Origin of the sequence: Changpingibacter yushuensis (assembly GCF_014041995.1) — a bacterium.
Taxonomy (GTDB): domain Bacteria; phylum Actinomycetota; class Actinomycetes; order Actinomycetales; family Actinomycetaceae; genus Changpingibacter; species Changpingibacter yushuensis.
On the sequence record NZ_CP059492.1, the window covers coordinates 898,499 to 910,976 of the forward strand.

A 12,478-nucleotide genomic window follows, 5' to 3' on the forward strand; every position below is an offset into this window, starting at 1 on the left:
TGTCGGGCTGGCACGATAAAGTCAGAGACGATGGGTTTGCGGGTATGCGGCCACCGTCGATGGATCGTTTTCCCGCGCCCGACGCCAAGTCAGGACCCCACAAACACCTTTCGCAGGCTAGAGCATTTCCAGGAGGGCTTCTCATGAGTTCGGACAGTGTGGATTCAATACTGACCCTTGATTCGTCTCAGGTTCGGGCGTTGGAGGCATGCGCTGGGGGAACTCGGGTAAGTGTGCTCGGTGCTCCTGGCACTGGGAAAACAACAGTGCTGGCTGAGCTCGTCTTGCGGGAGGTCCGCTCTGGCGGAACACACCCACCTCGTATTGCTGTCATTACCCAGGATCGGCGTGCAGCTTCTGAACTTCGCGGTTTGATTTCGCGCATGCTAGGAGGCATTCCTACCGGCGTGAGCGTCCAGACCCTCACAGCGTTTGCCTTTACTGTTGCTCAGTCATATGCGCAGGCGGTTGGAAGAAAGAATCCGGAACTCATCGCTGGCCCGGATGAAGATTCCTTGGTTGCCGCCATCCTTTCAGATGTGGATGCTGGTTTTGACTTTCCCACCTACGTCACGGAAGACGTTCGCCTGATGCCTGCATTCCGGGCGCAGATCCGTGATCTTCTCACTAGGGCGCAAGAACTCGGTTATTCTCCGGAACAGCTTGAGGCGCTCGGACGCGGTAAGAATGAACCGATGTGGGTTGCCGGCGGCCAAATTCTTCGAGTTTACGAGGAGTTGACCGAAGCACAAGATGCCTTTGCAGGTTCGGCGCAGGCTCCAGATCGCCTAGATCACGCCCAGCTCATCACCGCCGCAGCTTCGATGCTGGCTGGGTGGGAAGATTTCGTATCCTCGTCACAACCCAACCCAACGTCCATCCCTCGCCCGCAGTGGGATTGGGTGATTGTCGACGATGTCCAGAATGCGCCGCACTCGATAATTGCGCTGCTCCGTGAGTTGGCTGCAACCGGAGCGTCCATCGTTGTGGCGGGAGATCCCGATAGCGCAGTGCAGGGCTTTCGTGGCGGAATAGCCTCGTTACCGGGCGATGTGCAGCGGCCTGAACCAGAGGGCCTTGCCTGCGTTCCCGTCTACCTTCAACACCGTCACAGGTTCGGCGGTGTTCTGGCCCGCACAGCTGACACGCTAGTGGAGCACATTAGGGTGGGTGGTGCGGTGGCGCTACACCGAATGCCTGAAGGTAGCATGGAGTCCAGCGTACGGGGTCAACGTTATGTTCATTCTGAGGAACAAGCTGCTGGCATTGCCCGAACGGTGCGTGAGCTTCATGTGACGAGGTCCGTTCCGTACTCCCAGATCGCTGTCATTACGAGGTCACGTTCTGAACACGCTGCCCTCCGGTCCTCGCTGGTGCGCAGGTTGGTTCCCGTTGAGCAAGTTGGCTCAGATGTGCCATTGCGTGACCGGCCAGCTGTCAAGGCGCTTCTTGAGACGGTTGAACTTGCTCTAGGAATACCGGGTGCCGATGGGATACCTTCGCTCGCCGCCGTGCTTCGTTCTCCCATCATCGGGATTGACGCGCTTTCGCTGATAAGACATGGTCGAATCCTGCGAGCTTTCGAGTTGGCCAACGGGGGTGAACGGCACGAGGAGCAGTTGCTCGAACTCATATTGACGGGCCCGGATGCTCTTGAACAGCTGGTGCCAAGTGGAGTTCCTGAACTCGTTCGCGCTGCCTCCATCATCCAACGAGTTCGCGATGTGGCCTCGCGAACTGCCCGCCAAGCAGAACAGGTTCTGTGGGCTGCATGGGAAGCCTGTGGCCGGGCAGAGGTGTGGCGCGAAGCCGCTATCAAGGGTGGCGTCGCTGGCGATGCCGCAGATGATTCGTTGGATTCCGTCATCCAGTTGTTTCGTGCTGTCCAGCGAATGGCTGATCGTGATCCAGAGGTCACAATTGATGTGTTCCTCCGTGAGATCGCAGCACAGGACCTCCCCGAAGATTCAATTGCACGTGCTGGCGCCCTCACTGATGCCATCAGCCTGACTACGCCAGCCGCCTCCCAAGGCAGAGAATGGGACTACGTCGTGGTAGCGGGATTGCAGGATGGTTCTTGGCCAAACCTTAGGCTGCGGGACTCCTACACACACACCACACGTCTGGCTCAGATAGCCACTAGCCGTGAGGTCAGCGGAATCAGTCCAGCGGATGAGCGCAGTGAAGCATTCGAAGATGTGCTGGATGATGAACTGCGCCAGCTTCACCACGCGATCACGCGCGCCCGGAAGAGTCTGCTCGTGACATGCGTGGACTCGGAGGGCAACACTCCTTCGCGGTTCTTCCAAGCCATGGGTTTCCGTGAGGAAGGTAATGAGCATTCCATCGCATCTGAAGGCGGTAGTGATGCTATGAGCGCTACTGCGCCAATCCTGGCTTCAGCGGGTCCGCTGAAGCCAGATCTTGACGCTACAAGCTTGATCGGCCAGATTCGCAGAGCTGCGGCATATGGAGAGTTGGAAGGTGACCAGCGGGACGCTGCCAATCATGTGTGGTCAGTCTTGCATGAAGCTGGATTCGATGAATGCGAGCCTTCGAACTGGATTGACGCCCTGCCACCGAGCGTGCAGGAATCCAGCCAAAGAGTCGTTGAGGTATCGCCATCCAGAGTTGAGGGTCTCCTCCAATGCCCACTTCGCGGCACGCTAGGAATGCTGGGTGCCGAACGTTCCGACCAACGGCAAGCCGCTTCCATCGGCACGCTCATCCACGCAGTGGCAGAAGAGTTTCCACATGGACCGGAGGCCCTTATGAAGGCTTCATTCGATAGACGATGGCGGGCCAGCCAGCCTCTCGCACCTGAGGATTCCGAACTTGCAGCTGAGGCGTATCAGAACGGCCTGCGAATGGTTGAGGCTTTGGCAGCCTATGCTGCCAGCCATCCGGAGGATGTCGAAGTTGAGAAACGAGTACGGGCGGAGGTTGATCCACACACGTTTCTCAACGCCTCACTCGATCGCGTCTCATCCACTTCCGATGGGCTTCGGGTGGCGGACTTCAAAACATCCAAGGTACTTGTCAATAGGCAGAAAGCTCCCGATCACATCCAGTTGCAGCTCTATCAATGGGCGTTGCGCCAAGTCGCTCCTGATTCGCCTTCGCAAGGCGCCGAACTTGTGTATGTTGCCGTCCGAGATGCCAAAGGCTATCCGACCCTGAGGGAGCAGGCACCGCTTGATGCGGATTCCTCGCAGCGTGCCGTTCGCAGGATTCGTAGCGCTGCTGACCTTCTACGAAGGGACCAGCTACCTGCGCAACCCGATGAGGGAATCTGCCGGAATTGTCAGTTTGCGATCGTCTGCCCGGCGATGTCCGCAGGAAGGATGTTCTCATGACTGCCACGTACAGCCAGATTATGCAGGTTCTGGGATCCGGATTCCTGCCAACAAAGGAACAGGAAAGAGTGATTGTTAGCTCTTCGCCTACTATCTTGGTGGTGGCAGGAGCAGGCTCAGGCAAGACTGCGACGATGACCAACAGGATTGCCTACCAGATCGCCACAGGTGTAGTGCGTCCAGATCAAGTACTTGGTCTAACTTTCACGCGCAAGGCAGCTGGGGAACTGGCAGAAAGAGTCGATCGCGCATTGGGTTTGATGCGATCAGCGGGCATCGTGACGCCACCACATGGAGATCAAACATCTCAACTGCGGGACTCGCTCATGCGGCCCAACATCTCCACGTACAACTCATTCGCATCGGAGATCTCAACAAGCTACGGACTGCTTGTGGGAGGGGATCCGGGCGCTCGCCTCATGACTGAAGCGGAACGGTACCAAGTTATGGCATCGATCGTGGACCAGTGGCCAGCGGGCGAAGATCATCCCTTTGGTGATTATTCTCTGGCAACTGTCACGGAGGCCTGTTTGACCCTCGCCTCGGGGCTGATTGACAACCAAGTCTCGCTTTCCGATGCCAGTGCCTTCTTCGATCGTGAGCTTTCCGCGATCATACGGTACAGGGATGATGTTCAGAAGTTTGCCAGAGGCCACAACGCAGCGAGCAAAGCTTGGACAAACCTGAAGAATGAGGGAGTATCGGCACTAGAGTTTCGAAGGAATCTACTCCAAGTGGTCGAACGCTACTTTGATCGCAAGGTTGAACTTGGCTTGACCGAGTTTGCAGACCAAGTCACCACGGCGTCATCAGTGCTCGCGCAGTATCCCCAACTCGGCGCCGACATCGCTGAAAGGTATCGGCTGGTTCTTCTGGACGAATACCAAGATACGTCCGTCAATCAAGCGCGATTCTTGGTCAACGCGTTGGCTCCTGCCCAAATTGAGGCTGGGAATCTGGCCTCCCGCCGATCGATCTGCGCAGTGGGAGACCCCAATCAGGCTATCTACGGGTGGAGAGGTGCCAGTGCTAACGCATTGGAGGACTTCGTGGATCAGTTCGGCGCACGCATGGAGGCTCCAGAGCGACTGACATTATCCACATCCTTCCGTAATGACATCCGAATTCTTGATGCAGCGAACGCCGTGGCACGCAGCCTCAATCGTTTCTCCACTCAAGAGGAATCGCAGGCCGAAGAAGCTGCGAGCCTCAACTCTGAAGCAGTGACTCACGATCGCCTCGGCGCGCCGGCTGCACATCTGCAAGGTCCAACAGATGAAAGTCACGGCGGTGATGGTATGGGGGCAGTTGGCACGTTGCAGCCGCGTACCGGAGCTGGCCCAGGGCGCGTTGTGGAGGTACGACCGTGGTTACGTTCCGATTCCTACCGGGCAATCGCATGGCGCATTCGAGACGTCATCAATGAGGTCCGTACTGCGAGCATCGCGAGCGGCCAGCCAAGGGAAGCCGAGATCGCTGTGCTGTGCAGAAAGCGTTCGTACATCGATCTCATGGCAGAGGCGTTACTAGAAGTTGGAATTCCGTATGAGGTTGTTGGTGGCGAAAGCCTCGTTATGCGGCCGGAGATTTTGACCATACGGGCAGCTCTGGGAGTTCTCGCAAAGCCCTCACGAAATGATTTGCTGCTCCGGCTGATCACGCTTTTCAATATTGGTACAGGTGATCTACGTGTCCTGCACTCGTGGTCAACTCAGTTGGCGGCCTATCAAGCACGGGTAGCCTCACAGGATTCTCAAGACAGGGCACTCAACGCTCGCGAGGAACGCAGCTTGATTGAGGCTGTGGCGGATCTGCCGAAGGCAGATTGGACGGACCGCCATGGATCACGATTCTCACCGGAGGCGTATCAGCGGCTCAGCAAGATCGCGGCGCTCTTGGAACGCTTGCGAGGGTCTGTGCATATGCCATTGCCGGACTTGGTTTCTCTGACATCCCAGTTGCTCGGCCTAGACCTAGCGGCGGCGAGCCGCTTGTCTGGTTCTCAGAGAGTCCGGACGTCTATTGACTCATTCATCTCACTTAGTGGCGCTTATGCGAATGACCATCCTGGCTGCTCACTTGAAGACTTCGTGGCGTGGCTGGAGGCGGTTGAAGCTCGCGAGCACGGAGGTGAAGAAGCCTCGGGTGAGGATTACGTGGGGGAGAGCGAAGATGTTGAGGTCCATGCGGGCACCGTGCAGATCATGACTATTCATGCGGCAAAGGGCCTTGAATGGCGTGACCTCGTCGTGGTTCCTGAAATGGTGGATAGTCAGTTCTCAACGATCACTGGCGGGGTCAAGGCATGGCCGCAGAACAAGGCCATCTTCCCTTATCCGCTGCGCGCAGATTACCGCCACCTACCCACGTTTGAAGTGTCCGAATGCGCGGACAAGTTCGAAGCGGGTGAGGCCTACTCAGACTTCAAGGTTCTTGGCCTTACACGGCACGAGAGCATGGAAGCGCGCAGGCTCGCCTATGTGGCCTTCACCAGACCACAGCGTGAACTGCTCCTCGCCGGGTATGCGTGCCGGGAGGCAGAAGCGAAGACCAGCAGAAAGAAGGATGTTCCGGGGGCAGGTGTTTGCATCAGGTCCCAGTTTCTGGCCGATATCCGCGCAGGTGCGCACGTCACGCCAGTCTCGAGTCTCGCGGGTGAGGATTGGCCGCCGGAACTGGTAGTTCAAGCTCCCGAATCAGCATCCGTTGCAGAAGTATCTCAGGCGCTTGGTTTGTCCGACGTCTCTGAAGACGATCTGGAACCCGTTCCAGACTTCACGGATACCGAGTTGAAGCAGTGGCCTCGGGACGTGCAGCGATCTCTGGGTGATGGCACGCTAAAGACCAACGGTTTCGACTTCGCGAGTTGGGTAGAACAAGCCGAGGTTCTGGCTGCCGAAGCATATTTGGCGCGAAGCCGCGGGCTTGAGTTGGAAAGGCCCTACTACACGGCAACGGACGTGGTCCATCTGGCAGATGATCCGCATCGCTTCATTCTTGACCAACGCAGGCCGGTGCCAAACCGGCCGAGCCGTGCCGCCCGTACCGGCACTGAAGTGCATGCACGAATCGCGCATTACTTCGGCGAAGCACTCACTATTGATGTGGATTCACTGATAGGTCAGGATGGGGACGATTTCGAGGAAGAACGGCAGATCCCTGCTGAGGAACGCAACCTCTTCGATGCATTCGAGCGCTCGCGGTGGTCCAAGTTCCCGCCGATCGCAGTGGAACAGTCGCTGGAGATCGTAGTGGAAGGCAAGATCGTTCGATGCACTATCGACGCGGTGCTGGACACCTCGAGCGATCCAGATCTTGCTGATGTCACGATCGTCGATTGGAAGTCTGGGCGCAGGCCAAGCACGTCGAGTATTCCATCCCGTGAACTGCAACTTGCCCTCTACCGGTTGGCATGGTCTCGCAACAGTGGGAGTCCGTTGGACGCGATCGATGCTCGCTTTGTCTACCTCCGTGAGGACGAATCCCGCCAAGAGCTAGCAGCGGGCAGGCTCTCGGAACTAGAAATCGGCCAGCGAATCCAAGCAGCGCTGCAGGAAGGAAGGCTGCCGGCAGAAGTGGAGTGAGGCGCGGGCACCTGCGGGTTTCTTGGGTTCGCCCCTAGGGGATGCGGGTCTATTGCCCGGCAGGATCCACATGCCATGACGGCCCGGAACCCAGAGATCCTTCATTCTCAACGTCCGTTGCGAGCTCGGAAAGCATGGCCTGGGCATCGCGCACGATCTCAGTATCGTTCAACCGATGCCCATACATCAGCCACCGGACTACCGCCAACTCGGATGCGAGCACAGCGCGCGAGTAGGCGGCGTCGTCGAACTCAACGTGACGGGTGTTCTGGTACGACTCACGTACCGCCTCGAAGAATTCGTCGCCCATCCCAATCAGTGGTGCTAGGTCGGTTGCCGGATCGCCAACGTGTGATTCTCCGAACCCTAGAACCGTCGCGATCTCGCCGCGAGACCAAAAGAAGTTCTCGCTAGCCACATCCCCATGCAGCGGAACCGGATCGAACTGCCATAGGGATGTATCCTCCAGCGCATTCTCCCAACGGCGCCGAAGGATGGCAGGTACAGGGGAGACCTGATCGGCATCGTGGAGTTCGGCCAGCAAACGCTGGCGGCACTCGTCGGCCGTGTAGACGGGCAGGCCGGAGGCGCTGATGGCCGATTCAGGCAGAACATGGATGGAAGCAATGGCGCGGCCTAGTTCGCGGGCTTCGGCGTCAGTGAGATTTTCGAACGGGATAGCCTCACCAAAAGGCTCGCGATAGACCACTGCGCGGCCGCCTCCTTGCACATCGGCAAAGCCAGAGGGCCGAATGATATCGAAGGGAAGATCCCCGCGTCGCAAATGGTCCAAGAGGCTTGGGGCTAGGGCAGCCTCCGCCTCAAGCATTGTCGCAGCCGCATCATTGAGCGGAGCCTTGACAACCCAACGCCGGCCCCGCGAATCGACAACTACGCCAGTGACAAAGTCAGATGTCTCAATATAGGGAGGCCGGGTTCCAACGATTTCTAGACCCTCAATCGCACTTACGGCTAGGGCTGCTAGATAGAGAGGAGACGTCTTCACACTGCCAACCTACTGTGCGGGCGGCAACTACGCACGCCCACACGCTCTGAAGGGCTCAGTAATCCCGACGTCTCACAAAGTTGTTTTGGCAGACCGCTTGTTATGACAACGCCTACAAGATCTCCGCCCAGCATCTGCCGGTTCAGCCGATACGGTAGCCTTGCACCCGTGGCCACTGATTACCAGATCGAAATCGATTCACTTCGCAAGTCCTTTGAGCAGATTGAGCAAGTCACCAATCCGGAGGAACTCCGCAGCCGTATTGCGCAGCTGACGGAGGAATCGGCCGCGCCAGATCTGTGGGACGATCCAGAGAAGGCGCAAGGAGTCACTTCCAAGCTTTCCCATGCTCAATCGGAGCTGGATAAGGTCACCAAGATGTCCACGCGCATTGACGATCTCGAGGCTCTCCTTGAGATGGCTACGGAGGAGGGCGCGGAAGATCCCGAGATGGCAGCAGAGCTGTACGCCGATCTGGACAAGGAATTAGCGCTTGTTCTTAAGGATCTGCAGGAACTGCATATCCGTACGCTGCTGTCTGGAAAGTACGACGAACGTTCCGCGGTTGTTACGATTCGATCCGGTGCTGGCGGCGTGGACGCCGCTGACTTCGCGCAGATGCTTCAACGTATGTATGTGCGCTGGGCGGAACGGCGCGGATACGCGACGAGGATCATGGACACCTCCTATGCTGAAGAGGCAGGGATCAAGTCCACTACGTTTGAAGTGGAAGCGCCGTATGCCTACGGCACTCTTTCGGTTGAGGCTGGAACGCACCGTTTGGTGCGAATCTCTCCATTCGACAATCAGGGCCGGCGGCAAACGTCGTTCGCTGCTGTGGAAGTCATTCCTCTCATCGAACAGACCGACCACATCGAGATCCCTGAGAGTGACATCCGAATCGACGTGTTCCGCTCATCAGGGCCTGGTGGCCAGTCAGTCAACACCACCGACTCCGCAGTTCGCATCACCCACTTGCCAACGGGAATTGTGGTCTCGATGCAGGATGAAAAGTCGCAGATCCAAAACCGAGCTTCAGCTATGCGAGTTCTTCAGTCACGCTTGCTTCTTCTCAAACAAGAAGAAGAAGCAAAGGAGAAGAAGGAACTTGCTGGCGATATCAAGGCATCATGGGGCGATCAGATGCGTTCATACGTGTTGCAGCCCTATCAGATGGTTAAGGACCTGCGTACTGGATTTGAAGCAGGCAATCCCGAACACGTCTTTGACGGCGAGATCGATGGATTCATCGATGCAGGCATCCGTTGGCGAGCAACGGGCGAAAAGGTCGCTAAGGAGTCCTGATTCCGTGGTGCATTTCACGCACCCTCTTATCATGGCCCACGGAGCCTAGTAATACGCCTCTTTGACGACGACGTCGTTGTGCCACCAGACTTCGGCGGGCAGGCCACGGCGCGCCAAAGTCTAGATCCCAAGGTGTGGCACGTATGCTCACCATGACCATGCCCGTCCATACTTGGTGAGAATTGATGATCACATTCGACAACGTGACGAAGTTGTATCAAAAGGGTGCGCGTCCTGCGCTCGATGGCGTCAGCCTCGAAGTTGAGCGGGGTGAGTTCGTGTTTCTTGTGGGTCCATCTGGCTCCGGGAAATCGACGATGCTCTCTCTGATCCTTGCGGAGGAGCGGCCCACGTCAGGGCACGTCCAGGTGCTCGGCAAGGACCTCTCTACTGTCTCGGCGCGGCGGGTCCCCATCATGCGTCGGCAAATTGGAACGGTCTTTCAGGACTTCCGGCTGCTAGACAACATGAATGTATATGACAATGTTGCGCTGGCTCTCCAGGTCATCGGTGCGCCACGCCACCGCATCAAGTCGGACGTGCCTGAGGCGCTTTCAATGGTGGGGCTAGATGGCAAAGAGAAGCGCCAAATGAGCGAACTTTCGGGTGGTGAACGCCAGCGCGTTGCTATTGCTCGCGCGATGGTCAACCGGCCTCAGATCCTTCTGGCGGACGAGCCCACCGGCAACCTTGACTTTGACACAGGCCTCTCGATCATGCGGTTGCTCGATCGAATCAACCGGACTGAGACCACGGTTGTTATGGCGACTCACGACCAGTCGATTGTGAACCAGATGCGCAAGCGCGTTATTGAACTGAAAGATGGGGCTGTGGTTCGGGATCAAACCCGCGGCGTTTATGGAGGCGGCCAGCACTGATGCGTTTTCGTTTTATTCTCTCCCAGACTTTCCGTGGGCTCTTTTCTAACAAGGCGATGGCAGCGTCTGTTGCGCTAGTGACCTTCGTTTCCCTACTCTTCGTGGGCGCAGGTTCATTGCTGCAAACACAAGTGAATAATCTGCGTACAGAGTGGTATCAAAACGTCGAGATTTCTGTATACATGTGCCCGACCAACTCGAGTAACCCGCAGTGTGCATCAGGTGAGGCCACTGACGCTCAGATCACAGCGATTTCGGACTACCTCGCATCGGACGACATGGCGCCGTTGATCGAATCGGTAGATTTCGAGACAAAGGAAGAGGCACTCGAAAACTTCAAAGCAACTATGTCTGATACCGCATGGGTGAATGCTGTGACGGCCGATCAGATGCAGGCATCGTTCCGAATCAAACTTGTGGATCCTGAACGGTACGAAACTGTGACGGATGCTCTCACTGGGCGCGACGGCGTGGAGGAAGTCAACGACCAACGTGATCAGTTGGAGCCACTCTTTGACATCCTCAACAAGCTCACGTTGCTATCTGGTGCTCTAGCAGCGGTCATGATTCTCACGGCACTCCTGCTCATGCCAACCACCATTCGACTATCTGCGATGTCACGGCGCAACGAAACTGAGATTATGCGTTACGTTGGCGCATCAAACTTCTTTATCGAGTTGCCATTCATCTTAGAAGGCATCATTTCAGCGTTGATCGGTTCGCTCTTGGCCGTGTTGGGGCTGTGGGTAACAGTCAAATACTTCATCAGTGATTGGCTCGGCCAGGCGTTGTCTTGGATGAGGATCATTGACACAGCTGATGTGTTGCGTCTGGGTCCGGCGCTTGTACTTGCTTCGGTAGTTGTGGCGGGCCTAGCTTCGTGGATTACCCTGCGGCGATACGCTCGCGTGTGATGGGAAGGGTTGCAGAGCATGGTGAGATTCAAACGGATTGCATCAGCGATGGGGGTCTGTGCGATCTTCCTTGGGGGATTGACCACGGCAACCGTTGCTAGTGCGGACGATAAAAGCGACCTTCAAGCTCAGCAACAGCAACAAGAAGAAGAACTCGAATCGCTTCAGTCTTCGCTTGAGGGAGTAGACACGGATCTCCAAGAGATCTATATACAGCTTGAAGAGACCAAGACTCAGATACCGATAGCGGAGTCTGAGCTCAAGATGGCGCAGTCTGAGCTTGCCGAAGCCGAACGTGACCAGCAGAGTGTTGCGGCGCAATTGGATGCGGCTCAGGCGGAGCTTGCCGATATCTCGGATGCGATTGTTCAGGGCCAAGAGGAGCTTGAGACCACCCGGAACAACCTTGGTGAGATCGCGCGGTCACACTATCGCGGGGAATCGGTTCCATCGACCATGGACATACTCATGGGATCGGATTCCACTGATGACTTTCTCAATTACTATGCGGCCTCCGAGGCGCTCACTCGGTCTCAGTCAGCAACGCTGACTGAGGTCGAGCAGGCCTCTGCCCAGAATTTGACTCGGCAGGCGCGCCAAAAGGATGTGGAGTCCCAGATCAGCGACCTTTTGGATCAAGCGAAAGCACTTGTTAGCGAGAAGGCAGACAAGGAGTCAGCGGCGGAGCAGAAAGCCTCAGATTTGGTTGCTCTCAAGGAGAGCTACGAATCGCAATCACAGACGCTCGCGTCCAAGAAGTCCGATTTCCAGACGAGTATCAGTGGTCTAGAGGATTCGCTGGATGAGACCGAGGCTGCGATTGCGCAGATTGACAAAGAGAATGCGGCCGCCGCGGCCGCTGCTGCAGCCAACTCTTCGAACAACTCCAATGGTTCGTCCGGATCAAACTCATCTGGTTCATGGATCATTCCTGTGGTGCCAGCACCTCTCTATGTGACATCGTCTTTTGGAATGCGTGACTATCCATTTGGAGGGTACTGGATGCACAACGGCGTCGACCTTCGTTCGACGTGCGGGGAGGCTCAGGTGGCTCCGGCAAATGGAACGATCGCCAAAGTGATTCCTGCGGCGGGGAACTCCACACACGGTAATCAGATCTACATCAACCTTGGAGTGGTGAACGGATCGTCGTGGGTTGCAGTAACGAATCACCTTTCGGCGTTCAACGTATCGGTGGGGCAGAAGGTCAAACAAGGTGACGTTATTGGGTGGACTGGCCAGACCGGACAAGTGACAGGATGCCATGTGCACATGGAAGTCTGGAAGAACGGCAGTGTGATCGATCCGATGTCGCTTCCGGGATTCACTCGCCGCAACTGAATGGCGCATTGCCCCAGTTGAGTCGCGCATTGTCGGAACTGAATGGCGCATTGCCCCAAACTGACTGCGTTTGCGTGCCGTCAAGAGGGCGCGG

At 56.9% G+C, this 12,478-nt stretch carries 7 protein-coding genes; 6 read left to right on the forward strand and 1 reads right to left on the reverse strand.

From position 1 onward, the window contains the following. The first annotated feature begins 143 nt into the window (after nt 1–143). Both H2O17_RS03830 and H2O17_RS03835 read left to right on the forward strand, forming a co-directional pair. A complete protein-coding gene (locus H2O17_RS03830; protein ID WP_182050424.1) occupies nt 144–3,356 on the forward strand; it encodes an ATP-dependent helicase in 3,213 nt (1,070 codons plus the stop codon). Then, entirely contained in the window at nt 3,353–6,940 is a 3,588-nt protein-coding gene (locus H2O17_RS03835) for an ATP-dependent helicase (RefSeq protein ID WP_182050425.1), read from the forward strand. The genes H2O17_RS03830 and H2O17_RS03835 overlap by 4 nt, the downstream gene beginning before the upstream one ends. A gap of 49 nt (nt 6,941–6,989) precedes the next feature. Here the strand turns inward: H2O17_RS03835 and H2O17_RS03840 are convergent, their stop codons facing one another. After that, nucleotides 6,990–7,946, reverse strand: a complete 957-nt coding sequence (locus H2O17_RS03840; protein ID WP_182050426.1) for a phosphotransferase — start codon at nt 7,944–7,946, stop codon at nt 6,990–6,992. Between the two features lie 168 nt (nt 7,947–8,114). On the opposite strand from H2O17_RS03840, the gene prfB reads away from it, so the two are divergent. The 4 genes from prfB to H2O17_RS03860 all read left to right on the forward strand — a co-directional run bounded on the left by prfB (nt 8,115) and on the right by H2O17_RS03860 (nt 12,384). Then, on the forward strand, nt 8,115–9,251 hold the full coding sequence (gene prfB / locus H2O17_RS03845; protein WP_182050427.1) for a peptide chain release factor 2: 1,137 nt from the start codon (nt 8,115–8,117) through the stop codon (nt 9,249–9,251). Nucleotides 9,252–9,436: 185 nt separating this feature from the next. Further along, nucleotides 9,437–10,129, forward strand: a complete 693-nt coding sequence (ftsE, locus tag H2O17_RS03850; RefSeq protein ID WP_182050428.1) for a cell division ATP-binding protein FtsE — start codon at nt 9,437–9,439, stop codon at nt 10,127–10,129. Further along, nucleotides 10,129–11,043 carry a permease-like cell division protein FtsX gene (ftsX, locus tag H2O17_RS03855; RefSeq protein ID WP_182050429.1) on the forward strand — a complete coding sequence of 305 codons (915 nt, stop codon included), beginning with the start codon at nt 10,129–10,131 and terminating at the stop codon, nt 11,041–11,043. Before ftsE ends, ftsX begins: the two co-directional genes overlap by 1 nt. An 18-nt stretch (nt 11,044–11,061) precedes the next feature. Further along, nucleotides 11,062–12,384: a murein hydrolase activator EnvC family protein gene (locus H2O17_RS03860; RefSeq protein ID WP_246311323.1), complete on the forward strand. Its 1,323-nt coding sequence runs from the start codon at nt 11,062–11,064 to the stop codon at nt 12,382–12,384. Nucleotides 12,385–12,478 lie beyond the last annotated feature (94 nt).

Bases quoted from the DNA above. Each gene is read 5' to 3' on its own strand.
- H2O17_RS03835 (WP_182050425.1), top strand. From the start codon at position 3,353: ATGACTGCCACGTACAGCCAGATTATGCAGGTTCTGGGATCCGGATTC.
- ftsE (WP_182050428.1), top strand. From the start codon at position 9,437: ATGATCACATTCGACAACGTGACGAAGTTGTATCAAAAGGGTGCGCGT.
- H2O17_RS03860 (WP_246311323.1), top strand. From the start codon at position 11,062: ATGGTGAGATTCAAACGGATTGCATCAGCGATGGGGGTCTGTGCGATC.
- ftsX (WP_182050429.1), top strand. From the start codon at position 10,129: ATGCGTTTTCGTTTTATTCTCTCCCAGACTTTCCGTGGGCTCTTTTCT.
- H2O17_RS03830 (WP_182050424.1), top strand. From the start codon at position 144: ATGAGTTCGGACAGTGTGGATTCAATACTGACCCTTGATTCGTCTCAG.